This window comes from Massilia frigida (assembly GCF_011682175.1).
Classification (GTDB): Bacteria; Pseudomonadota; Gammaproteobacteria; order Burkholderiales; family Burkholderiaceae_D; genus Telluria_A; species Telluria_A frigida.
The window spans coordinates 122,866-145,045 of record NZ_WHJG01000009.1 but is presented as its reverse complement, the minus strand read 5'-3'; the positions used below and the strand labels follow the sequence as shown (position 1 = coordinate 145,045).

The 22,180-nt window shown below is 66.9% G+C and carries 21 protein-coding genes; 9 read left to right on the top strand and 12 right to left on the bottom strand.

Annotation, left to right across the window (positions count from 1 at the left end; all coding sequences use genetic code 11):
- Window positions 1–290 precede the first annotated feature (290 nt).
- From F2P44_RS11680 to egtD, 3 genes are read right to left on the bottom strand one after another with little or no spacing between them, the layout of a single operon-like run.
- On the bottom strand, window positions 291–1,226 hold the full coding sequence (locus tag F2P44_RS11680; RefSeq protein WP_167086866.1) for a YihY/virulence factor BrkB family protein: 936 nt from the start codon (window positions 1,224–1,226) through the stop codon (window positions 291–293).
- Window positions 1,223–2,428 carry an ergothioneine biosynthesis protein EgtB gene (egtB, locus tag F2P44_RS11675; RefSeq protein ID WP_370662677.1) on the bottom strand — a complete coding sequence of 402 codons (1,206 nt, stop codon included), beginning with the start codon at window positions 2,426–2,428 and terminating at the stop codon, window positions 1,223–1,225. Before egtB ends, F2P44_RS11680 begins: the two co-directional genes overlap by 4 nt.
- A gap of 2 nt (window positions 2,429–2,430) precedes the next feature.
- A complete protein-coding gene (egtD, locus tag F2P44_RS11670) occupies window positions 2,431–3,396 on the bottom strand; it encodes an L-histidine N(alpha)-methyltransferase (protein WP_167086864.1) in 966 nt (321 codons plus the stop codon).
- A 132-nt stretch (window positions 3,397–3,528) separates the two neighbouring features.
- On the opposite strand from egtD, the gene F2P44_RS11665 reads away from it, so the two are divergent.
- The 6 genes from F2P44_RS11665 to F2P44_RS11640 all read left to right on the top strand — a co-directional run bounded on the left by F2P44_RS11665 (window position 3,529) and on the right by F2P44_RS11640 (window position 8,028).
- Window positions 3,529–4,413, top strand: coding sequence for a putative selenate ABC transporter substrate-binding protein (locus tag F2P44_RS11665; RefSeq protein WP_167086863.1), 885 nt, complete (start codon window positions 3,529–3,531; stop codon window positions 4,411–4,413).
- A gap of 14 nt (window positions 4,414–4,427) precedes the next feature.
- Window positions 4,428–5,243 carry a phosphonate ABC transporter ATP-binding protein gene (locus F2P44_RS11660; RefSeq protein WP_167086862.1) on the top strand — a complete coding sequence of 272 codons (816 nt, stop codon included), beginning with the start codon at window positions 4,428–4,430 and terminating at the stop codon, window positions 5,241–5,243.
- Between the two features lie 3 nt (window positions 5,244–5,246).
- Complete coding sequence (locus F2P44_RS11655) at window positions 5,247–6,077, top strand: PhnE/PtxC family ABC transporter permease (RefSeq protein ID WP_167086861.1); 831 nt, start codon at window positions 5,247–5,249, stop codon at window positions 6,075–6,077.
- The gene (gene phnE, locus F2P44_RS11650) at window positions 6,074–6,868 is read left to right on the top strand and encodes a phosphonate ABC transporter, permease protein PhnE (RefSeq protein ID WP_167086860.1); all 795 of its coding nucleotides are present in this window, start codon (window positions 6,074–6,076) and stop codon (window positions 6,866–6,868) included. Before F2P44_RS11655 ends, phnE begins: the two co-directional genes overlap by 4 nt.
- Window positions 6,869–6,908: 40 nt before the next feature.
- On the top strand, window positions 6,909–7,565 hold the full coding sequence (locus F2P44_RS11645) for an ABC transporter ATP-binding protein (RefSeq protein WP_167086859.1): 657 nt from the start codon (window positions 6,909–6,911) through the stop codon (window positions 7,563–7,565).
- Window positions 7,566–7,740: 175 nt separating this feature from the next.
- Window positions 7,741–8,028 carry a hypothetical protein gene (locus tag F2P44_RS11640; protein WP_054263205.1) on the top strand — a complete coding sequence of 96 codons (288 nt, stop codon included), beginning with the start codon at window positions 7,741–7,743 and terminating at the stop codon, window positions 8,026–8,028.
- Between the two features lie 149 nt (window positions 8,029–8,177).
- Here F2P44_RS11640 and F2P44_RS11635 read toward each other — a convergent pair whose 3' ends face one another.
- The 6 genes from F2P44_RS11635 to F2P44_RS11610 form a co-directional block, all read right to left on the bottom strand.
- Window positions 8,178–8,933 (bottom strand): GNAT family N-acetyltransferase, encoded by a 756-nt coding sequence (locus F2P44_RS11635; RefSeq protein WP_167086858.1) that lies wholly within the window; start codon window positions 8,931–8,933, stop codon window positions 8,178–8,180.
- A gap of 97 nt (window positions 8,934–9,030) precedes the next feature.
- A complete protein-coding gene (locus F2P44_RS11630; protein WP_187363290.1) occupies window positions 9,031–9,726 on the bottom strand; it encodes a hypothetical protein in 696 nt (231 codons plus the stop codon).
- Between the two features lie 224 nt (window positions 9,727–9,950).
- Entirely contained in the window at window positions 9,951–13,664 is a 3,714-nt protein-coding gene (locus F2P44_RS11625; protein WP_167086857.1) for an ATP-binding protein, read from the bottom strand.
- A 116-nt stretch (window positions 13,665–13,780) separates the two neighbouring features.
- Window positions 13,781–15,238, bottom strand: coding sequence for a Ppx/GppA phosphatase family protein (locus tag F2P44_RS11620; protein WP_167086856.1), 1,458 nt, complete (start codon window positions 15,236–15,238; stop codon window positions 13,781–13,783).
- A 121-nt stretch (window positions 15,239–15,359) separates the two neighbouring features.
- Window positions 15,360–16,601, bottom strand: a complete 1,242-nt coding sequence (locus F2P44_RS11615) for a GGDEF domain-containing protein (protein ID WP_167086855.1) — start codon at window positions 16,599–16,601, stop codon at window positions 15,360–15,362.
- Window positions 16,602–16,618: 17 nt separating this feature from the next.
- Entirely contained in the window at window positions 16,619–16,894 is a 276-nt protein-coding gene (locus F2P44_RS11610) for a hypothetical protein (protein ID WP_167086854.1), read from the bottom strand.
- A gap of 170 nt (window positions 16,895–17,064) precedes the next feature.
- Between F2P44_RS11610 and F2P44_RS11605 the strand changes: the two genes are divergently transcribed.
- Window positions 17,065–17,877 carry a fused MFS/spermidine synthase gene (locus F2P44_RS11605; RefSeq protein ID WP_167086853.1) on the top strand — a complete coding sequence of 271 codons (813 nt, stop codon included), beginning with the start codon at window positions 17,065–17,067 and terminating at the stop codon, window positions 17,875–17,877.
- A 35-nt stretch (window positions 17,878–17,912) separates the two neighbouring features.
- Here the strand turns inward: F2P44_RS11605 and F2P44_RS36865 are convergent, their stop codons facing one another.
- On the bottom strand, window positions 17,913–18,425 hold the full coding sequence (locus tag F2P44_RS36865) for a hypothetical protein (RefSeq protein WP_308610102.1): 513 nt from the start codon (window positions 18,423–18,425) through the stop codon (window positions 17,913–17,915).
- Between the two features lie 25 nt (window positions 18,426–18,450).
- On the opposite strand from F2P44_RS36865, the gene F2P44_RS11600 reads away from it, so the two are divergent.
- The gene (locus F2P44_RS11600; protein WP_370662676.1) at window positions 18,451–20,907 is read left to right on the top strand and encodes a bifunctional diguanylate cyclase/phosphodiesterase; all 2,457 of its coding nucleotides are present in this window, start codon (window positions 18,451–18,453) and stop codon (window positions 20,905–20,907) included.
- A 91-nt stretch (window positions 20,908–20,998) separates the two neighbouring features.
- The gene (locus F2P44_RS11595) at window positions 20,999–21,220 is read left to right on the top strand and encodes a hypothetical protein (RefSeq protein ID WP_167086852.1); all 222 of its coding nucleotides are present in this window, start codon (window positions 20,999–21,001) and stop codon (window positions 21,218–21,220) included.
- A gap of 320 nt (window positions 21,221–21,540) precedes the next feature.
- On the opposite strand, the gene F2P44_RS11590 is transcribed toward F2P44_RS11595, so the two are convergent.
- Window positions 21,541–21,906 carry a hypothetical protein gene (locus F2P44_RS11590; RefSeq protein ID WP_167086851.1) on the bottom strand — a complete coding sequence of 122 codons (366 nt, stop codon included), beginning with the start codon at window positions 21,904–21,906 and terminating at the stop codon, window positions 21,541–21,543.
- Between the two features lie 82 nt (window positions 21,907–21,988).
- Window positions 21,989–22,126, bottom strand: coding sequence for a hypothetical protein (locus F2P44_RS11585; RefSeq protein ID WP_167086850.1), 138 nt, complete (start codon window positions 22,124–22,126; stop codon window positions 21,989–21,991).
- Window positions 22,127–22,180: the final 54 nt, after the last annotated feature.

The following is a 22,180-nucleotide window of genomic DNA, read 5'->3' as shown; positions in this document are numbered from 1 at the left end:
CAATAGCGCCGCACAGACGAAAAAAAAGCCCGCCGAAGCGAGCTCTAATCCAATGTATTACCAATGCTTTAATCGTGTCCCAGGCGCCCATGCTATCTGCGTGGTGCCCTGACGTGTAAATCGACTACCGTATTCGGAATTACAAATCCAGGCTGTTGCAACCATCTACCTTTGCGACATTACACATATTGCGCGGCGGTGCAGGCTCTGGATAGGGTTTCGGTTCGTTTGAACCTCACCACTGAACGTAGTGTAGCACATGTTTGTGCGATGCAGCAAACTTTATCGCATTATTGCGCCGGGCGTGTGGTCAGCGGGGTCGGTTCCTTGTGCTGCTCATTGCGCCCTGCCCGTTCATATTCGGAAATCACCTGCGCGCCGAACAGCAGCAAGGTCGCGCCGATCTCCAGGCTGAACATGACCACGATGGCGGTGGTCATCGAGCCGTACACCATATTCACCTGCGACAAGGTCGAAAAGTACCAGACCAGCACATGGCGCGCGATTTCCCACAGCAGCGCCGCCGTCACCCCGCCAATGAGCGCGTGCGACAGCGACAGCCGCCCCACCGGCATCACCAGATAGATGGAGCTGAGCACCAGGATCTCGCCGGTCAACCCCAGGCAATACAGCAGCACGCCGGAAACGCCGTTGAGCGACCACTCATACCCCAGGAAAACCACGCTCTCCTCGCCCATCACTTGCAGCGTGCCCGCCACCAGGGTAACGATCATGATGCCCGCGCCGAGCGCCAGGATATAACAGTAAGGCAGGATCGCCGAGATCAAAAAGTGCCGGCGCCGGATCGCCACCCGGTGATGAAAGATCACGCTCATCGCATTTTCCAGCGCCGTGAACGCGAGCGAACTGAAAAACAGCATGCTGGCGAACAGCACCCAGGTGACCAGGTCACGGTCGTCCATGAAGTGCGACAGTTCTTTCACGATGGCCGTGGACTGCCCCGGCACCAGCCACTCCAGATAGCGCCCCAGCGTCGACAGCAGCTCGGCCTGGTCGATGAAGTGCGACAGCGCCACCACCACCAGCATCAGGAACGGCACGATCGACAGCAGCGCGTAATACGCCACCGCGCCCGCCAGCAGCAAGCCCTGGTTGGCCTTGAAGCCCTTGAGCGTCTGCCACGCAAAGGCGAGTGGATGACCAAGCACGTACGCGTTGGCGCGGCGGTTCAAGATACGCAAGCGCAGACCCTTCGTCCCTTTCATCGCGCCAGCCTGATGCCGGTGAACTGCCAGCGCGCGCCGGCCGGGAAGAAGTTGCGGTAGCTGGCGCGCGCATGGCCGGGCGGCGTGGCGCACGAGGAACCGCGCAGAACATACTGGTTTAACATGAATTTTCCGTTGTATTCGCCCAGCGCGCCGGGCGCGCAGGCATAGCCGGGATACGGCGCGTAGCTGCTGCTGGTCCACTGCCAGCACTCCCCGAACATTTGCGTCAGCCCCCCGCCCTGCGGCGCGGCGGCCGGATGCAGGCCGCCAGACGCGGTCGCGATGCCGGCGGCGGCCACTTCCCACTCCGCCTCGGTCGGCAGGCGCGCATCCATCCAGCGCGCGAACGCGTCCGCCTCGTACAGCGACAGATGCGTCACCGGCCGCGCCGCATCGAGCATCTGCAAGCCGTGCAAGGTAAATTCGTGCCACTGCCCGTGCGCGTCGCGCTGCCAGTACAGCGGATGCGCCAGTTTCAGCTCGCCCACCCGGTCCCAGCCCTCCGACAGCCACAAAGACGGTTCGCGATAACCGCCCGCCTCGATGAACGCCAGGTACTCGCCATTGCTCACCAGGCGCGACGCCAGCGCGAACGGCGCCACATACTGGCGATGGCGTGGCAGCTCGTTGTCGAAACCGAAGCTGTCATCCCCATGGCCGATCTCGGCCAGGCCGCCGTCGAAACCAATCCACGCCAGCGCCGCGCCGCCCTGCGCGCGCGGCAGCGCACTATCCATATAGGCGGGCCACATGGCGTTTTGCGCCAGCAGGTGCTTGACATCGGTAAGCATCAATTCCTGGTGCTGCTGCTCATGCTGCAAGCCCAGTTCCAGCAACCCGAGGAGCTCGTCGCCGCCCTGCTGCGCCAGCAGGCGCCCCATGCGCGCATCGACATTGGCGCGGTAGGCACGCACCTCGCGCATGGCGGGACGCGTCAGGGCGCCACGCTGGGCGCGCGGATGGCGCTCGCCAATGCCGTTGTAATAGGAGTTGAACAGCACCCGGAAGGCCGGATGAAACGGCGCGAAGCCTTCCTCGAAGCGTTCCAGGATAAACGTCTCGAAAAACCAGGTGGTATGCGCCAGGTGCCATTTGATGGGACTGGCGTCGGGCATCGACTGCGCGCCGCAGTCTTCGTCCGACAGCGGTTCGGCCAGCATCAGCGAACGCTTGCGCACGCCGTCATAAAGGTCGCGCATGCTCATCGGGCAATGGCGCGCGCGTAGATGACCGCGAACCACTGGTCCGGATCGGTCCACACATGCACGCTCTGAAAGCCCGATTGTTCCAGCAAGCCCACCGCCGCGCTCTGGCGGTACTTGTAGCTGTTCTCGGTATGAATCCGCTCGCCCGCCGCGAAACGGCGTTCCCCGCCCGGCCAGCGCACGGTGAGCGCTGCGCGCGCTTCCAGGTGCATCTCGACCCGGCTTTCATCGGCGTTGAAAAAGCCGCGGTGGCGCCACTGCGCCACGTTGAAGTCGGCGCCCAGCAACTGGTTCACATGGCGCAGGAGATTCAGGTTGAAGGCGGCCGTGACGCCGATGGCGTCGTCATAGGCCGCGTCGAGCGTGGCGGCATCCTTGACCAGGTCGATCCCGATCAGCAGCGCGCCATCGTCGTCGCACTCGTCGCGCACGCGGCCGAGAAAGGCGCGTGCCTGGTCCGGCGTGTAATTGCCGATCGACGAACCCGGGTAAAAGAACAGGCGCTTGCCGGGCCGTACCACACCCGGCAAATCGAGATGCGCCGAAAAATCCAGTCCCAGCCCGGTCATCTCGATATGCGGAAAGCGCTGCTGCAAGCGTTCGATGGATTCGCGCAGGAAATCGTAGGAAATGTCGACCGCCACATACTGGGCCGGATGCAGCAGCGGGAACAGGCGCGCCGCCTTGGCGCAATTACCCGCACCCAGGTCGATCAGCGTGCTGCCCACGCCCACGGCGCGCGCGATGTCGGCGCCGTGGCGCGCCACGATCGCCGCTTCGGTGCGGGTGGGATAATATTCGGGCAACTCGCAAATCGCCTCGAACAGCCGGGAACCGAGCGCGTCGTAGAGGAACTTGGGCGAGATGGCCGCGCTCCCGCCGAGCAGGCCGGCAGTCAGTTCGGACACGATGGCGCCACTGGCGCGCCCATCGCGCGCGTCGGCAAAGCTGGAAGTGGGCATAGGAGTACTCAATCGAAATCGCTGCGTAGGTGTTTTTGTTATCATAGCTGAATATCCCGTATTAAACGGTCCGCCCGGCGTTCAAGCGTGCTCGCTGGCCGGCATCCATCCCGACCTCCCTACAAGGCTACCATGACCCACTTCTCCGCGCCGCGCACCCTCAAGTCCATGCTGGCTGCATCATTGGCCGCCACCGCACTGCTGGCCAGCAGCGCCATCGCCCAGGTCACGCCGGGCGTGCTGCGCGTATCGGCCATTCCCGACGAAGCACCGACCGAGTTGCAGCGCAAGTTCAAGCCGCTGGGCGACTACCTGGCCAAGGCCACCGGCCTGAAAGTCGAATTCACGCCGGTGACCGATTACCCGGCCGCGGTCGAGGGACTGGTCAACAAGCGCCTCGACCTGGTCTGGTTCGGCGGCTTTACCTTTGTGCAGGCCAATGTGCGCAGCAAGGGCCAGGTCACCCCGCTCGTGCAGCGCCAGGAAGACACCGCCTTCCGCTCGGTGTTCGTCACCACCAAGGCCGATATCAACAAGCTCGATGACCTCAAGGGCAAGACCCTCAGCTTCGGCTCCGAGTCGTCCACGTCGGGCCACCTGATGCCGCGTTCCTACCTGCTGGCCGCGAAAATCGATCCGGACGCGGATCTCAAGCGCGTGGCCTACTCCGGCGCGCACGACGCCACCGTGGCCGCTGTCGCCGGCGGCAAGGTCGATGCCGGCGCACTGAATATCTCGGTATGGGAAAAACTGGTCGCCGAGAAGAAGGTCGATCCGGCCGCCGTGCGCGTGTTCTACACCACCCCGGGTTACTTCGATTACAACTGGACCGTGCGCGCCGACATGCCGGCGCCAATGAAGAAAAAGCTGACCGACGCTTTCCTCGCCCTCGACAAGTCCACCCCGGAAGGCAAGGAAATCCTCGACTTGCAAAAAGCCAGCAAGTTCGTGCCGACCAAGCCGGAAAACTACAGCGCCATCGAAGCGGCCGCGCGCAGCGCCAAGCTGCTCAAGTAAGCAGGTACGCGCGCATGGACTCCTACCGCCTCGGCAAGCTCACCGTGCGTCACCTGGCCGGCGCGCAGGCGAGCGCCTTGCACGAGATCGACCTGGCGGTGGCGCAGGGCGAGCAGCTGGCCGTGATCGGCCCGTCCGGGGCCGGCAAGACCACCTTGCTGGCCACCCTCGCCTGCGCCCACGCGCCGACCGGCGGCACCCTGCGCGTGCTCGGCCAGGATCCGTGGACCCTGCCCGGCGCGGCGCGCCACAAGCTGCGCGCCAGCCTGTTCCTGGCGCCGCAAACGCCGCCCCTGCCGCCGCGCCAGCGCGTGGTCACGGCGGTGCTGGCGGCGCGCCTGCCCGAATGGACCCTGGGCCAGGCGCTCGCCTCCCTGTTCAAGCCGGCCGATCCCGACGCCGCCCACGCGGCGCTGGTGCGCTTCGGCCTGGGCGACAAACTGTACGCGCGCGTCGACCGCCTCTCCGGCGGCGAGCGCCAGCGCTGCGGCCTGGCGCGCCTGCTGCTCTCGTCGGCCCGCGTGTTCCTGGTCGACGAGCCGCTCTCCGCGCTCGACCCGGCGCTGTCGCAGATGACCCTGGCCACCCTGCAGCAGGAAGCGGTGCGCCGCAACGCCACGCTGATATGCAGCCTGCACCAGGTCGACATGGCGCGCGCCCATTTTCCGCGCATCGTCGGCCTGCGCGACGGGCGCATCGTGTTCGACGCCGCCCGCGAGGACGTCAGCGACGAGATGATCGCGGCGCTCTACCAGAATGAAGCCATGGTGCAGCACACGCCCGAGGCGCACGAAACGCCCGAACGGCTGGCCGTCGGCGCCTGCTTCTGACGCATGCCAGCGGCAACCGTCCACCATCCCGACCCGGCCTGGCGCGCGCGCCTGGCGATCCTCGCCATCGGCGCGGCCCTGCTGTGGCCAGCCCTGGTGTTCAGCGAATTCAAGCCCTGGATCCTGTTCGACCTGCAAAGCCTGGGCGCGGCCAGCCAGTTCCTGGCCGGCTTCCTGAAACCCGCCCACGCGCCCGAGTTCCTGGCGATGGTGCTGCGCGAAACCTGGCAGACGGTGGCCATCGCCACCGCCGGCCTGACCCTGGCCCTGCTCGGCGCCATACCAGCCACCCTGATCATCACCGAACGCCTGTCCATCTCGCGCCTGGGCACGCGGCGCATGCACTGGGCCGCCCGCCTGCTGCGCCAGCTGGTGCGCTGGGTGCTGGTGCTGCTGCGCAGCGTGCCCGAACTGGTGTGGGCCATCCTGTTCGTGCGCGTGGCCGGCCTCGGTCCGACCGCCGGCGTGCTGGCCATTGCGCTCACCTACAGCGGCATGCTGGGCAAGGTGTACGCGGAAATCCTCGAATCGACCGACGCCCATGCCACCGGCGCGCTGCTGGCCAACGGCAGTTCGCGCCTGGCCGCGCTCCTGTATGGGGCGCTGCCCGAATCGGCCTCCGAACTGGTCTCGTACACCGTCTACCGCTGGGAATGCGCCATCCGCGGCTCGGCGGTGATCGGCTTTGTCGGCGCCGGCGGGCTCGGCCAGCGCATGGATGAATCGACCCGCATGATGGCCGGCGGCGAAGTGTGCACCATGCTGATCATGTTCGTGCTGCTGGTCGCGCTGGCCGATGCGGTGTCCAAGCTGCTGCGCCGGCGGCTCGGATGAGCGCGCGCGAGCTGCCGGCCGCGCCACCGCGCCGCCTCTCCACCTGGCTGCTGGCGGCGGCCATCGTGGCGCTCATCGTCGCCAGCTTCGCCTCGCTGCCGCTGCAATGGTCGGCCTTCTTCTCGCCCGACGCGGTCGCGGTGACCAGCGAATTTTTGGCCGGCTTCACCCCGCCCGAAACTTCTCCGGCCTTCCTGCGCAAGACCGCGCTGGCCGCCGCCGAGACGCTCTCGATGTCGGCCATCGGCACCTTGCTGGCGGTGGCCGGCGGCATGGCGCTGGCCATGGCCGGCGCCGGGCGCCTGGGCAAAGTGCAGCGCGCCCTCGCGCGCGGCCTGCTCAACGTGCTGCGCTCGATTCCGGAACTGGTGTGGGCCTCGCTGCTGCTGGTGGCGGCCGGCCTGGGGCCGTTCGCCGGCACCCTGGCGCTGGCCGCGCACACCAGCGGCGTGCTCGGACGCCTGTTCGCCGACGCCCTCGAAAACGCCGACCCGCATCCCGAAACCACCCTGCTCACCAACGGCGCCGCCCCGGCGGCGGCCTTTTTGTACGCCACCATGCCGCAAACGCTGCCCCAGATGCTGTCGTACACCCTGTACCGCTGGGAGAACAATATCCGCGCCGCCGCGGTGCTCGGGGTGGTCGGCGCCGGCGGACTCGGCCAGATGCTCAAGTTCCACCTGTCGCTATTCCAGATGCAAAACGCGGCCACCGTCATCATCGCCATGCTGCTGCTGGTCGCCCTGGTCGATGCCGCCAGCTTTGCGCTGCGGCGCGCCCTTACCCGCTAGGCCCCCGGGCCAGCCCCACCTCCATCACCAGGTACTCCTCATGCTCGAACTGCGCGATCTCGCCAAAAACTACAACGGCCGTCCGGTGCTCAACCGCCTCTCGTACCAATTCAAGGCCGGCGAATTCGTCGCCATCATGGGCGAATCGGGGGTCGGCAAGTCGACCCTGCTGAACCTCATCGCCGGCCTCGATGCGCCCGACAGCGGCGACATCGTGATCGACGGCCAGCCCATGTCGGCGCTCGACGACAATGCCGCCACCAGCCTGCGCCGCACCCGCATGGGTTTCATCTTCCAGGCCTTCCACGTGCTGCCGCACCTGACCCTGGAGCAGAACGTGGCCCTGCCCCTGCTATTGAATGGCCAGAGCCAGGAACGCGCCGGCGCCATGCTGGCGGCGGTCGGCCTCGGTGGCCGGGGCGGCGATTTTCCACGCCAGCTGTCCGGCGGCGAAATGCAGCGCGTGGCGATCGCGCGCGCGCTGGTGCACCGCCCGGCCCTGGTGCTGGCCGATGAACCGACCGGAAACCTCGATCCGGAGACCGCCGACAGCATTTTGGCCTTGCTCCGGGACGAAGTAAAAGCGAGCGGCGCCAGTGCAATAATGGTCACACATTCTCACGCGGCGGCCGCGCAAGCCGACAAAACCCTCATTTTGACCCGCTCGGGATTGCAAATTGTGCAAGATGTGCGCTAAAAGCCGCATTTCCATCGTTTAATTTATCAACTTTGCTGCGAGTATATTCTTTCGGTAGTATCATCGGAACAAACCCGACGTGCATGAAATATATCAGAATGTAACAAACGGGTTGAAGTTGACCAACAGTCGATCAGTCCCCCATCAATGAAAAAATAATCTTTGGAGGAGTACGATGAACGTACGGCAAAAGAAACTGGAAATGATCGAGGCGATGAACCGCGCTCGAGCGCTCGAACCATCGAGCTTTGTGCCGAACAAGCTGCTCGACACCTTGATCGAAAAGATGAACCTCAAGAACGATGCGGAGTTGTGCCGCGTGCTGGAAGTCCAGCCGCCAATCATCAGCAAGATCCGCCATCGAAAACTGGCCGTGGGTGCAACGATTCTGCTGCGCATGCACGAAAAGTCGGATATGAGTATCCGCGACTTGAAGGATTTGTCCAACGCGTCAATGCACTAGGCAGTTCTGCACAGCTGCCTGGCGCCGGCAGCGCATGTCCGGCGCCCGTCGTACCGCTGCGTGCCGCATGGCGCAGATGTCGATACCGGGCAAGGCTTCACCTTCCGCAGTCCAGCTGCATCCTCACCGAACCCCCGTGCGGACGCCAGCTACTCCATCCCGTAGTGCTTCGCGTAGCGGCTGTCCAGGTTCGCCAGCGGCAGCAGCAGGAACAAATCCGCACACTCGAAATCAGGATCCCAGGCCGGCTCGCCGCACAGCCACGCGCCCGAGCGCACATAGCCCTTGACCAGCGCCGGCACCTGCACCTTGGCGGACGCTTCCAGCGTGCCCACCGGAAACGGCAGGTGCGGCGTAACCCGGTATTCGGCCGGCGCGGCGTGCTTGCCGATCAGCGCGCGGTACACGGCGGCCGCGTGATGGCCGCCGTCGGCCACGCTCATGCTGGCGCAGCCGGCCAGGAAATCGCAGCGCTCGCGCCGCATGCACTCGGCCAGGCCGGCCCACAGCAGCATGATCACGCTGCCGCCGCGGTATTTGGGATGGATGCAGGCGCGCCCCGCTTCGATGATGCGCTGGCGCAGGTGATTCAGGCGGCCCAGGTCGAATTCCTTGTCGGCATACAGGCGGCCGGTCCGGCGCGCCCGCGATGGACTCAGTACGCGGTAGGTGCCCACCACCTTGAGGGTGGAGGCGTCGCGCACGATCAGGTGCTCGCAGTGCTCGTCGAATTCGTCGCGGTCGAGCCGCTCGGCATTGGCCAGCGCGGACAAGCCCATCGTTTCGATGAACACCTTGTAGCGCAGGCGCTGCACTTCGCGCACGTCGGCCGGCGTCGACGCCAGGCTCAGGACCAGCCGCGGCGCGGCCGGTTTCGTATCCAGGCAGGGATGGAGGTTTTGCATGCTTCGTCCTTTCAGTGGCGACGAAGCACAGCCTAACTGCGTAATTTGTCAGGCCAGTGACAGCCGCGTGTCATCCGGATGACACGCGGCGTACGGCTTATTCGCTTTTCGGGCGGCCGGTTTTCAGCTGCGGAAGGCTGGACAACACCTTTTGCAGGGTGGCGATATCGAGGTCGCTGATCAGCGCCACGCCGATGCGCAGCAATTCGCTTTTCTTGATCTCGAAGCCGGCTTTCAGGCAGGCTTTCTTGACCTGGCCGAGCACCGCGTATTCCTGCTCCGGCATGGTGAAGCTGTCGCGCACCAGCTTGGCCTTGCGCGCCTTGTCGCGCGTGCCGCTGTCGGCATCGCTGTCCGGCGTGGCGGGCGCTGCCAGCTTGGGCGCCGGCTTGGCCGCTTTGCCGGTGCCGCTTTTCGCTACCGGCTTGGCGGCCGGCTTGGCCAGCGCTTTTGCCGGCGCAGCCGCTGGCGCCTTCATTGCGATCTTCGGTGCCGCCGCTGGTGCGGCTTTCGCTACCGCCTTCGGTGCCGCCTTGGGTGCCGCCTTCGGTGTCGCCTTCGGTGCCGCCTTGGCGCGCACCGGCGCGATCGCCTTGACCGTCTCCTTTGGCGCGCTGGCCGCCGCGCTCTTGCGCACGGCTGGCTTGAGCGCGGCCTTGGCCGGTACCGCCTTCTTCGCAGCGGCGCCAGTTGTCTTTTTCGGCGCCGCCTTGGCAGCGCGCGTTGCCGATGCGGCAGTTTTCAGTTCCGCGATCGTGTGTCCGTTGGTTTTTTCGCTTGCAGTCTTGGCCATTGAGTAACTCCGTCTTGATATCGATTTAAACAGTATATACGATTTACTCAATTGCCGACGCGCAGCACTTTTCTTGAGTTCGTACAACCTTACGGCAACTTGGCAGCGAATATCGCACCAGCGGCCGCGCCAAGCCCCGGATATTGAGGTGGATCACATTCCATACGGAAATATTTGCGCGTTGACGTCAGATTCGCCACGCGCCCGCATGGCGTTTCGCCAACTCATGCGTCCGCCGCCAGTTCCGGAAAGCGCCGCAGCAGGTCGCGCACCTTGGCCTGGGCGCCCCAGGCATCCCAGGCGTGCAGCGCGCGCCGGCCGTAGTCGATGGCAAGGACGGCGGCCCCGCGTTCGCGGCAGCAGGCCGCCGCCAGTTCGCAGGCCAGCGCCGCGTTCTGCACGAAGCCGCCCTCCATGGCGGCCGCGATCGCATCCTCGTAGCCGCGCATGGCGCCGTCCGGATTGCCGTCGATGCGCGCCAGCTCGGCGCCGACCAGCAAATAGCGGTTGGCGAAATTGACGGGGCACGACGCGGCCCAGCTTCCCAGCAGCGCGTGCTTGTCGCACACCGCTTCGAGCAGGCGCCGGCGCCGCGCCGGCGATGCCGTGCGGTACACCGCCGTCATCGCCAGCGCATGGTAAAAATGGTGCGTGGTCTCGTTGAGCGAGGCCAGGAAGAAATGCAGGTTGTTGGCCGCCGCTTCGGAAGCGGCCAGCGCCTCGTCGTAGCGCCCGAAGGTGAACGCCAGCACCTGCTGCATCAGCAGATAGCGTGCGCGCGCCGCGCCAAAACTGCCCTGGCCGAAACCGTCGATGGCGCCGGCCGCGCCATCGTCGCCGTGGCCATCCTCGCCCATCAGGGTCAGCGCCAATTGTTCATAGCCGCGCAGCAGGCGCACCAGCGCGTGGTTGCCGTGGCGCCGCGCGAAGCCCTGGTAGTGCTCCGCCATCTGGCGCACGTTCGCCAGCGGCAGTCCCGCCTCGAACGCATTCCAGGTGGCGACGTGGGCCGAATAACCGGCGTGCGGCAGGTCGCCGGCCCGTTCGCAGCTGGCAAAGGCCAGCTCCAGCGACGCCACGCTGGCGGCGATCGGGTCGCGCCACGGGTGAATGTAGGCCGCATGCACGAAGCGCAGGCGCCCGATGCGCTTGGACGGCGGTGCATTGAACTGCACCTGTTCGATGGCCAGCGCCGAAAACGCAAACGCATCCTCGATCGCGCCCAGCGACACCAGCAGGATCGCGTAGCGCGAATAGATCATGCAGCTCGACTCGGTGCGTCCGTGCGTGAGTGTGTAATTGAGCGCCTTGGCGGCCAGCAGGAAATACAGTTCCGGACGCACCGCGAACACGGGCGAACCGATATCGGACAGCAGTTCGGCCACGATCGCCACTTCCGGGTCGGTGCTCGCCGGCAGGGCGCGCAGGCTGTCGATGCTGCGCCCGGCCATGCGCGCGTCGATGGCGCTGCGTTCTTCGCGCAAGGCCCAGTCGATTTCGGCGCGCGTGGCCGGAAAGGTCACGCCGAACAGGGCCAGCGCGTCGAGGGCCACCGCCACCGCCTGGTCGAAGCGTTCGCGCAGCTGGTACACGGCCACCCGCAGCAGCGCCACGCGCGCCAGGTCGATGCGCGAACGGGACTGCTCGACCAGCAGCTCGAACAGGCGCCCGGCGCGCTCCAGGTGGCCGCACAGGTATTCGCATTCGGCCAGCGCCGCGTACATGGCGTACGTGGCGTCGAGGTCATCTTTCCATGCCCGTGCCGGCGTCAGCGCGGCCGCCAGCGAGAAATAATTGCGCGCCGAATCATAGGCGATCGCGTTGCGCGCGCGCGTGCCGGCCAGCGCGTTCAGGCGCGCCAGCTCGCGCAGTTCGGCCGTGTCGCGCATGGCCGCGCGCGCGCGGTTCAGGTGGTGCACGATGTCGAAGACATGCTTGTCGAGCGATCCGGGCGCCACGTTTTCCAGCAGCAGGCGCCCGATATGCAGGTGGCGCTCGGGCAGCGAGGACCCGGCGATCATCGAATACGCGCCCTCCTGCACGCGGTCGTGGGCGAAGCGGTAATTGCCCGGCTCGCGCACGATCAACCCGAGGCGCGCGGCCGGCCACAGGTATTCGTCGGTTTCCAGCAGCGACATGCCCGACACCAGCGCGATCGTATCGAGCCCGCAATCGGGCCCCAGGCAAGCGAGCAGCTTGACCAGGTCCAGGGTGCAGCCGGGCAGCTGGCCCAGGCGCTTTACCATCAGCTCGACCACGTTGTCGGAAAACTCCCTGGCCTGGATCGCCTGCGCATCCCACTCCCAGCACGCGGCGTCGTCGTTGAAGCGCAGCAGGCGGTTTTCGCCCAGCCGGGTCAGGAACTGCAAGGTAAAAAACGGATTGCCGGCCGTCTTGGGGAACACCAGCGCCGCCAGCGGGGCCGCTTCGGCGCTGGCGCAATCGAGCGCCGCGGCCACCAGCTCGCAGGCCTGGGCGCGGTCGAGCGCTTCGAGCACCACCTCGCGCACCTGGGCGCCGCTGGCCAGCATGGCGTCGCGCGGCAGCGCCATCGGATGCGCACCGCTCTCCTCGCGCGTGCGCCAGGCACAGATCGCCAGCATGTGGTCCATGCCACGGTGGGTCAGCAGGTGCGACAGCAGTTTCAGGCTGGCCGGATCGATCCACTGGACGTCGTCGAGGCACACCAGCAGCGCCGTGCCGGGACGGCGGCAAGCTTGCAGGAAGCGCCGGAACACGCCATCGAAGCGGCTCTGCGCTTCCGGCGGCGCCAGCGGCGCCGGGCTGGCGTGCTCGCCGATCACCAGCGCCAGCTCGGGAATGAGGTCGAGCATCAGGCGCGCGTTGGGACCGAGCGCCTCCTGCAGGTCGGCGCGCCAGGCGGCCAGCGCGGCCGGCTCCTCGCGCAGGCGCTCGCGCACCAGCCCCTGGAAAGCCTGGGCCAGCGTGGCGTACGGGATGTCGCGCTGGCGCTGGTCGAATTTGCCGGCGATGATGGTCGCGCCCAGCGCCGTTTCAGAGCGGCGCAGCGCCGCCACCAGGGCCGACTTTCCGGTGCCGGCACGCCCCGACACCAGCACCAGTTGCGGCGCGCCGCCGGCGGCCGCGTGGCGCAGGGCATCGTCGAGCAGCGCCAGTTGCGGCGCGCGCCCGACCAGCGAGCCCGGAATGCGCACGCGCAGGGCGCCGTCGTGGCAGCCCAGTACGAAGGGTTCGACCCGGCCCTGCGCTTCGAGCATCGAGCGGCAGTGCTGCAGGTCGGCGTACAGTCCGGCCGCGCTCTGGTAGCGCTGCCCCGGGTCGGCGGCCAGCAGCCGCGCGACGATGGAAGAACAGATGCGGTCCACGCCCGGACGGCGCCGGTGCGGCGCCAGCGGCTCGGGCGCGCCCGCCTCGCCGCCCTGCGCCTCTGCGCCGCACAGCATGTGATACAGGACCAGGCCGAGGCGAACCAGGTCGGCCTGGGGGTCGTCCGGACCGTTCAGCGGCGTGGCCATGCCGAAGCCGGTCAGGCGCACGCCGGCGGTGGCCGGATCGAACAGGATATGCCGGGCGGCGAGGTCGCGGTGGACCAGGCGACTGTGGTGCGCATACGACACTGCCAGCGTGATCGCGGCCGCCTGTGCCAGGAAATCGGGCAGGTCGAGGGGACTGGCGGACAGGTCAAGCGGCGCGCCGCCGCTGTCGGCCAGCACCAGGGTGGCGCCGCCGGCGCCGGGCAGCAGCGCCAGCGGGGTGGCGGCCCAGGCGCCGTCGAGCAGCTCGCGCAAGGCGTATTCGTGCTCAAGGAAGGCGCTGGAATGGGGGGCCGCGCCGTGCGCCGCCAGCAGCAGCAGCACCGGCAAGCGGTCGGCGTCGCGCATCGCGCGCAACAGGACCAGCTGCTGGTCCGCGCGCAGGGTATCGATCACGGTGTATCCGTCCGGGGCCTGGGTCAAGGTCACCTCTTGTTTTTGTCGTACAAACGCCGTTCTCCGTTCAGGCGTTGGCAATTATGCCACTACTGATGGTCGTTTGATACAAAAATCAAGCGCCGGGCGCCCCGCCGTGCCCGCTAAGCCACGCTGCGCACGCTGAAATCGGTGCCCACCTCGTCCCACCATTCCTGCTCTTTTTCGATCCAGTACGACACGGTCGGGTGGCTGCCCACCCACTCGCGCCGGATCTCGAGGTCGATGCGGTTCTTCATGCGCAGCTTGAGTTCACCGGCGTCGGCGTCGATGCGCGCATGCATCAGCAGGATCGCCACGCGCAGCGCCAGCACCGCCTTGGCGAAGTCAAGGTCGGTGAGCGCATCGGCCACCTTGCGCAGGTTGCCCTTCTGCGCCAGGATCAGTTTGCCCATCACGCGCTGCTCGCGCGTGGTGAACCCGGGCAGGTCGGCGTTCTCGATCATGTAGGCCGCATGCTTGTGGTAACCGGTCTGCGACACCACCATCCCCATTTCGTGCAGCAGCGCGCTCCAGCGCAGCAGCTTGGCGCAGCCGTCGCCGGCCGGCTTGAGCTGGGTGTACAGGGCGCCCGCCAGCGCCGCCACGCGCCCTGCGCGTTCATCGTCGACATGGAATTTGCGCGCCAGCGCCACCACCGATTCCTCGCGCCGGTCGCGCTGCATCGAGCGCAGGTACAGGTCCCACATGACGCCCATGCGCAGGCCCGCCTCGATCGACTGCATGACCTCGATATCGAGTTCGCGCACCAGCGCGATCAGGATCGCCAGGCCGCCGATGATGGTGCCGGCGCGGTCCGGGCGCAGGCCCGGCATGTCGATGCGCGCCACCTGGCCGAAGTCGATGAAGCGCAGCTTGAGCGCATCGAGTCCGGCGGCGGACAGTTTGCCGTCGCCCAGATTGTTCTTGGCGATGATGTCGGCAATCGCCCGGATCGTGCCCGAGGAGCCGTAGGCCTGCTTCCAGAACTGCGGATGATAGGGTGGCGCGGCATCCTCGAAGTGGCTGCGCGCCGACAGGATGGCCGCCTCGAACGAGACCGCGTCGATCCGCCCGCCGACGAAAAACGACAGGCTTTGCTTGACCGTGCCGATGCTGAACGACTCGACCCGCTCGATGTCCGGGCCGTGCCCGAGAATGATTTCGGTGGAACCGCCGCCGATGTCGATCACCAGGCGCCGCTCGGCGGCGTCAGGCAGGGTGCTGGCCACGCCCATGTAGATCAGGCGCCCCTCTTCCTCGCCCGAGATGATCTCGATCGGATAGCCGATGGCTTGCTCGGCGGCCGGCAGGAATGCCGCGCCGTTGCGCGCCACGCGCAGGGTGGACGTGGCCACCACGCGCACCGCGTCGAGCCGGTAGCCGGCCAGCACCGCCTGGAAATTGCGCAGGCAGGCCAGGGCCGACTGCATGGCCGCCTCGGTCAGATTGCCCTTGGCGTCGAGCCCGGCGGCCAGGCGGATCGGCTCGCGCACGCTCTTTAACACGCGGATCGCATCGCCATCGTGCTTGCCGATATGCAGGCGAAAACTGTTGGAACCCAAATCTACGGCAGCGTACATCGAAGCCTCTTTCTGTATTGTTGTCATCCAGGCTCACCCGCTGCAAAACCAGTCACGGTAACGGAGTTTTATGACGTGCTCATGACGGCGGACCGGGCCGCCATCCTTGTGTTGCCGCGCGCTACACGGGCGGCGAGTCCACGCCGGGCGCATCCACGCCGGGCGCATCCACGCGGGGCGCATCCACGCCGGGCGAATCCACGCCGGGCGGGTCCCCTATGGGCGCGGCCGCCACCTTGTTGCGCCCGCCCTGCTTGGCCGCGCGCAGGGCTTCGTCGGCGCGCTTGAACAGGCTCACCGTGCTGTCGTCCGGGCGGATCACGGTCACGCCGAAACTGGCGGTCATCGAAATCATCGCCCGTTCGGTCTTGACCGGACTGGCCTCGACCGCCGCGCGGATGCGCTCGGCCACCATCAGCGCCTCGTCCAGGCCGGTGCGCGGCAGCAGCAGGGCGAATTCCACCCCCACCAGGCGGCCCAGCTGGTCGCTGTCGCGCAACTGGCGCTTGCACACCTCGGCCACGCTGCGCAGCACCGTGTCGCCGGCCGGATGGCCATAACTGTCATTGACCCGCTTGAACTGGTCGAAGTCAAGCATCACCAGCGCGCTCGGCTGGCCGGGCCGGCGCGCCAGCGCCATCCACGGCGCCAGGGCGGCGAAAAAGCTGCGCCGGTTGGGCAGGTCGGTGAGCGGATCGACCAGCGCCAGACGCTCCAGTTCGAGCCGCTGCTGCTCGCGCGCCAGCAGCAGGAAGCCGTAACCGTTGAACAGCATCAGCAAGTACAGCGCGCCCGAGGTCAGCACCTGCAGCAAGCCCTTGCTCAGCCAGCCCCAGCCGCCCGGCATGGTCAGCACCAGGATGCCGCGCGCCGCCACCAGCAGCGCCAGCGCGGCGATGGCGATCACCAGGAAGCGGTGCAGCATGGTGCCGCCGCGCCAGCCGCGCGCCAGGGCCGCCGCGCTGGCCAGGTGCAGAACGCCCAGGATCAGCGCCCCGGCCACCACCCGCATGCCGGCTTCGTCGATCACATAGCACGCCAGGAACAGCGCCACCGAGACGGCGATGACGGGATAGGCGACGCGGCGCCACGCCAGGCGCCCGGCCGCTTCCCACAGCGCGCCCGCTTCCAGGCCGACCCCGGCAAACAGCACCGCGTAGCCGGCCGGGACCGACACCGCATCGGGCATCACGCCGCTACCGTTGAAATACAACAGCAGCCACGCCACCGCCTGGCACTGCTTGGCGATGGCCCAGGTCGACCAGCTGAGCGGCTTGCCGCGTTCGTGTTCGTAGAAAAACAGCGTCGCCGCCAGGCTCAGGTTGCCCAGCGCGAGCGCAAACAACATCGTGGTGATGTCCATCGCCGCGCCTGGGGGCGTCAGATTTCGTGCTCGACGTTGCTGCTGCCGTCGCCGATCTTGCTGGCCCAGGCTTGCGCGAAGAATTGCTTTTCTATCTCATTGGGCAAGTCGTTCCAGAACACGATCAGGGTGCCCTTGTGGTCGTGGATCTGGGTGAACTTCTCGATGAAGCCCTCGACACCGGCAAGATCGGCCAGCGCCACCACATAGCCGTACACCCGGGTCAGCCGCTCGATGCGGTCCGGCTCGGTGAAGCTGTTGGTCGCGGTGATGGTGGGGTGGTCTAAAAACATAGTCTCTCCGGGTTGGCCGCGCCGCAGGCCGGCCGCTTGAAGCCGGCCACACACAGCCGGGGCAGGATCAGCTTATCAGAAACCGATGGGGCGCAACAGGGGCGCGCGGGAGCGCGCGCCGGCGCCGCGCTCCGCTATACTGGCGCCAGCCCAGCCTGCCCCGGACCGCCATGCCGCCACTGACCGACCAACCACTGCCGCCGTCGCCCGCCTCCGCCCCGGCGCGCGGCGCACCCCTGGTGCAGACCTGCGGCGACCGCCGCACCCTCGAATTCCTGCCCGGCGACGTGCAGTCCGAAATGCGCCTCTCGCGTCCGGAAGCGCTGGTGCTGGCCTACTGCCGCGCCATCATGTGCTTCGCCCTGTTCGTGCCGCGCCCGCGCGCCATCGTCATGGTCGGGCTGGGCGGCGGCTCGCTGGCCAAATTCTGCTACCGCCACTTTCCGCAGGCGCGCATCACCGTGATCGAGCTGCGCGCCGACGTGATCGCCCTGCGCGAACAATTCTGCGTGCCGCCCGACGATGCGCGCTTCAGCGTGGTCCATGCCGACGCGGTCGACTGGCTGGCCGCCGCGCCGGCCTGCGCCGACGTGCTGCTGATCGACGGCTTCGACACCGCCGGCCTGCCGCCGGCGCTGGGCACGGCCCGCTTCTACGGCGACTGCCGCGCCGCCCTGCGCGATGGCGGCGTGCTGGTGGCCAATATCTTCAGCTACGACCCGCGCTACGCCGGCATGCTGGCGCGCCTGCGCCTGATGTTCAACGAGCGCGTCTGCTGGTTCGAGCGCAGCGCCGGCAACAACCGCATCCTGTTCGCCGTCAAGGCCCCGGCCCGGCTCGATCCCGCCCAGCCGCTGCCGCGCGCCCTGCGCCTGCAGCGCTGGGTGGCGCGGCGCCAGGGCCTGGGCAGCAGCCTGCTCAACCGCCTGCTGGCGCGCGCCGTCGTGGCATGGCTGCAACATCCATTCAAGCCCTCCAAATGAATGCCGCCCCGGCGCGCCACCTCGCTTTTTTGTTGCTACCGATCAATCGCGTTACCGATTTTCATCATTTTGTGACAAACTAAAGCCGCAATCGGAGCGGCGCGCGGGCGCCGCCGTCTTCTATTAGGAAACAGGAAATGTTGCGTCGTCGCTTGCCGTTCTCGCTCTCCGTCGCGGCGGCGCTCACCCTCGGCGCTGGCCTGGGCGCCACCGCGCTGCTGGCGCTGGCCGTGGCCCGGCTCGAAGACGACAAACACGCGCTCGCCTTCCAGCAGCGCGCCACGGTGCGCGTGGCCGCCATCCGCCAGGGGCTCGACGAAGCGGTCGAAGTGGTCACCGTCACCAACCAGCTGTTTGCCACGGTGCACCCGGTCACGCGCCGCCAATTCCACGACTTCACCCAACCGCTGCTGCAGCGCTACCCCTTCATCCAGGCCTTCAACTTTCACCGGCTGGTCAGCGGCGCCGAACGCGAAGCGGCCGAGGCCGAGCTGGGGCAGGTGGTGCCGGGCACCCGCATCACCGAAATGGGGCCGCAGGGACGCCACCTGGCGCCGCCGCGCGCGCTACAGCGTGGTCGACTACCTGGAACCGATGCAAGGCAACGAAGCGGCCTTCGGCCTGTCCGTCAGCCCGAATGCGCAAGTCATGAACGCGCTCGACCAGGCCACCGCCAGCGGACGCGCCGCCGCCACCGGCCTGCTCAGCCTGGCGCAAGACAAGCGCCCGCAAGGCGGCTTCGAAGTCATCATGCCGGTGTACCGGCCCGGCGCCGCGCTCGGCAGCGCCGACCAACGGCGCGCCGCCCTGATCGGCGACACCGCCGCCATCATCCGCGCGCGCGACCTGGTCGACAAGATCCTGCGCGGCGCCGACCTGCACGCCGACCAGGGCGTGCACCTGGCGGTCTACGCCACTGCCGGCACCGACCCGGCCCACCTGGTGTACGCCAGCGTCGGGCTGGACGTGGCCATGCGCGAGCACGCCGCCCTCGGCCCGCTGCGCCGCTGGGCCACCGCGCGCCACCGCGAACGCCACAGCGCCGCGCTCGACGTCGCCGGCCAGCCCTGGACCGTGGTGGTCAGCGCCACCCCGCGCCCGGTCTTGCACAACCATCCCGGCTGGGCATTCACCCTGGCCGGCGGCCTGCTGTTTACCTTGCTGATGGCCGCCTTCGTGCAAACCCTGGTGCAGCGCTCGCGCCGCGTCCAGTTGCTGGTCGACGAACGCACCGCCGACCTGAAACTGTCCAACCAGCGCCTGATCGACGACGTGCTGGCGCGGCGCCGCACCGAAGCGGCGCTGCAGGAAAGCGAACAGCGCTTCCGCCAGCTGGTCACCATGTCCTCCGACTGGTACTGGGAACAGGACGCCGACCTGCGCTTTATCGACATCACCGGCGGGCTCGGCGAAAAAGGCGGGGTCGCGGCCGGGCGCCTGATCGGCCGCACGCGCTGGGAAACCGTGACCGGCATGCAAGAGAGCGACTGGGGCAAGGCCCACATGGCGCAACTGCTGGCGCGCGAAGCGTTCACCGACCTCGCCTACGAAACCGTCGACGAACACGGCGAGACGCGCTGGTTCAGCATCAACGGCGAACCGGTGTTCGACGCCGGCGGCGTATTCCGCGGCTACCGCGGCACCGGCACCGACATCACCGCCCGCAAGCTGACCGAGCAACGTATCCGGCACATCGCCCAGCACGACGTGCTCACCGGCCTGCCCAACCGCAGCCTGCTGCAGGACCGCCTGGGCCAGGCGGTGGCGTATTCGCAGCGCTGCGAGCGGCCGGTGTGGGTCTTGCTGATCGACCTGGACCGTTTCAAATTCGTCAACGACAGCATGGGCCACAAGGCCGGCGACGTGCTGCTGATGACGATCGCGGCGCGCCTGCGCGCGGCCCTGCGCGACACCGACACCGTGGCGCGCCTGTCGGGCGACGAATTCGTCGCCATCCTCACCGAACACGCCGACGAACGCCTGCAAGCCGACGTGGTACAGCGCCTGATGGACGCGGTGGCGCAGCCGGTGCCGCTCGGGACCAAGGAATTTTTCGTCACCTGCAGCATCGGCGTGGCCGTGTTCCCCACCGACGGCACCCCGGCCGACAGCCTGATCGAACACGCCGACATCGCCATGTACCGCGCCAAGAAACTGGGCCGCAACAACTTCCAGTTCTACACCCCGGCCATGAACGAGGAAGCGCAAGAACGGGTACGCATCGAAAGCGCGCTGCGCAGCGCGCTGGAACGCAAGGAATTCGTGCTGCACTACCAGCCCCAGGTCAACCTGGCCAGCGGCCAGATCGTCGGCATGGAAGCGCTGATCCGCTGGCAGCATCCCGAACTGGGCGTGGTGGCGCCCAACCGCTTTATTTCGGTGGCCGAGGAAACCGGGCTGATCGTGCCGATCGGCGCCTGGGTGATGCGCACCGCCTGCGCCCAGAACAAAGCCTGGCAGGATGCCGGGCTGGGCATGCTGCGGGTGGCCGTGAACCTGTCGGCGCGCCAGTTCGGCGCCCCCGACCTGCTGGCCGAGATCCGCGACGTGCTGGCCCAGACCGGGCTGGCGCCGGCGCTGCTGGAGATCGAACTGACCGAAAGCCTGTTCATGAGCGACGTCACGCTCGCGGTCGAACTGCTGCACAGCATGAAGTCGCTCGGCGTGAACCTGTCGATCGACGACTTCGGCACGGGGTATTCGAGCCTGTCGTATCTGTCGCGTTTTCCGATCGACGTGCTCAAGATCGACCGCTCGTTCGTGTCCGACATCACGCGCGACGCCAACGATGCCGCGATCGTGGCCTCGATCATCGCGCTGGCGCATAACCTGAAGCTGTCGGTGATTGCCGAAGGGGTGGAGACGGCCGAGCAGCTCGACTACCTGCGGCGCCATGGCTGCGACGAAATGCAGGGCTACTTTTTCAGCCGTCCGCTGGCCGCGCCGGCCTTTGAGGCACTGCTGCGCGAGCGCGCCAGCCTGGCGCCGGCGATGGCCGGGGAGCAGCGGGCGGCGGCCGAAATGTCATAGCGTGCTGGTTGCTGTGGTCAGATCGACATCTTTGTTCAAAAATAGACTATCATCCTCGGCTGACAGCCATTTTAGAGCCAAGCGACCCACCATGAGTGAAGAATTCCAGCGCCAGCGGGCCGATGCGCACGGCAGCGAAGCGACCAGTCCGCGCACCGATTTCCGCACGCGGGACGTGGTCAACCAGGCGATTGCCGCGATACCCACGCTGGGCGTGCAGCAGGCGGCCGAATATCTGGCGGCGATGAAGGTGCCGCCCGAAGTGGCGATCCGCACGCTGATCTACAAAGGCACGCGCCGCGACGAACCGTAGCGCCCGCACCCCGGCTCACGACTCCCACAACCGGGGTCTGACCTCTGACTCGAAATATTGTTAAATCCCCGCCCAATTTCGCTGCACATCAAACAACTATTTCCTACCCGGGGTCAGACCTCGGTTAGGAAACACCCTTGCGCACAGGTGCATGCATCGATGCCCAGAGGCAACCCACTGCGGAAGATTACTGTGCTTGTGGTGCGATGATCCGTGGACAAGGCACTTGGGAGCAGAAAAGTTGCACAACCGAGGTCTGCCCCCCGGTTGTGCAAGAATGTGAAATATTGCTAATCAGAGGTCAGACCCCGGTGGTGGGCTTAGATGTTCTGGGCGTCGATGTCGGCCAGCGATTCGCGGCCTTTGTCGGTGACGCCGTGGCCGCCCGCTTCGAGCGGGGCGATGTGGGATTTTTTGCCGAGGAACACCAGCACGTCGGCGTCAACCACCGCCGCCGGGTCGGCCAGCAGCGCACGCAGGCCGGCGATGCAGCGGCGCAGGAACAAGACTTGCTGTCCCTTGTCCGTCAACGCAAGCTTGCCGTCCTTGCTGTACTGGATCATTTTCAGGCCCGCCAGACGCTTGGCGTTGCGCCCGACGCAGGCGTTGAAGCGGTCATGCTTCGCCCCACCCAGGATATGCCCGAGCGCGTCGTATTCGTCTGTGGTCAATTTCTCGTTCTTCATTGCTGATTTCCATGTGGCCAATTTTCGGCCCCCATGGTAACCGCGCAGGCTGCCCGCGGCAACCTGCATTCGCTGCCCACTGTTACTTTACTGTGCGGAACAGGAACCAGACAACGCCAATACTGATCAAGGCGCTGACCAGCAGCACCACTTGCAGCGGACGCGAGCGCAGTACCGAGGAGCGCCCAAGGTAGATCTTGTTGTGTAAGGAATTGCCCATCATGTTCTCCTGGAACAAAACAACGGTCGATGGATTAATTATAGAAAACCGCGG

What these genes read in the sequence shown, in the direction of transcription:
- F2P44_RS11640 (WP_054263205.1), top strand. Translation starts at nt 7,741, where the DNA reads ATGAACGTACGGCAAAAGAAACTGGAAATGATCGAGGCGATGAACCGC.
- F2P44_RS11665 (WP_167086863.1), top strand. Translation starts at nt 3,529, where the DNA reads ATGACCCACTTCTCCGCGCCGCGCACCCTCAAGTCCATGCTGGCTGCA.
- F2P44_RS11680 (WP_167086866.1), bottom strand. Translation starts at nt 1,226, where the DNA reads ATGAAAGGGACGAAGGGTCTGCGCTTGCGTATCTTGAACCGCCGCGCC.
- phnE (WP_167086860.1), top strand. Translation starts at nt 6,074, where the DNA reads ATGAGCGCGCGCGAGCTGCCGGCCGCGCCACCGCGCCGCCTCTCCACC.
- F2P44_RS11585 (WP_167086850.1), bottom strand. Translation starts at nt 22,126, where the DNA reads ATGGGCAATTCCTTACACAACAAGATCTACCTTGGGCGCTCCTCGGTA.
- F2P44_RS11595 (WP_167086852.1), top strand. Translation starts at nt 20,999, where the DNA reads ATGAGTGAAGAATTCCAGCGCCAGCGGGCCGATGCGCACGGCAGCGAA.
- F2P44_RS11635 (WP_167086858.1), bottom strand. Translation starts at nt 8,933, where the DNA reads ATGCAAAACCTCCATCCCTGCCTGGATACGAAACCGGCCGCGCCGCGG.
- F2P44_RS11610 (WP_167086854.1), bottom strand. Translation starts at nt 16,894, where the DNA reads ATGTTTTTAGACCACCCCACCATCACCGCGACCAACAGCTTCACCGAG.
- F2P44_RS11590 (WP_167086851.1), bottom strand. Translation starts at nt 21,906, where the DNA reads ATGAAGAACGAGAAATTGACCACAGACGAATACGACGCGCTCGGGCAT.
- egtD (WP_167086864.1), bottom strand. Translation starts at nt 3,396, where the DNA reads ATGCCCACTTCCAGCTTTGCCGACGCGCGCGATGGGCGCGCCAGTGGC.
- F2P44_RS11605 (WP_167086853.1), top strand. Translation starts at nt 17,065, where the DNA reads ATGCCGCCACTGACCGACCAACCACTGCCGCCGTCGCCCGCCTCCGCC.
- F2P44_RS11660 (WP_167086862.1), top strand. Translation starts at nt 4,428, where the DNA reads ATGGACTCCTACCGCCTCGGCAAGCTCACCGTGCGTCACCTGGCCGGC.
- F2P44_RS11615 (WP_167086855.1), bottom strand. Translation starts at nt 16,601, where the DNA reads ATGGACATCACCACGATGTTGTTTGCGCTCGCGCTGGGCAACCTGAGC.
- egtB (WP_370662677.1), bottom strand. Translation starts at nt 2,428, where the DNA reads ATGCGCGACCTTTATGACGGCGTGCGCAAGCGTTCGCTGATGCTGGCC.
- F2P44_RS11630 (WP_187363290.1), bottom strand. Translation starts at nt 9,726, where the DNA reads ATGGCCAAGACTGCAAGCGAAAAAACCAACGGACACACGATCGCGGAA.
- F2P44_RS11645 (WP_167086859.1), top strand. Translation starts at nt 6,909, where the DNA reads ATGCTCGAACTGCGCGATCTCGCCAAAAACTACAACGGCCGTCCGGTG.
- F2P44_RS11620 (WP_167086856.1), bottom strand. Translation starts at nt 15,238, where the DNA reads ATGTACGCTGCCGTAGATTTGGGTTCCAACAGTTTTCGCCTGCATATC.
- F2P44_RS11655 (WP_167086861.1), top strand. Translation starts at nt 5,247, where the DNA reads ATGCCAGCGGCAACCGTCCACCATCCCGACCCGGCCTGGCGCGCGCGC.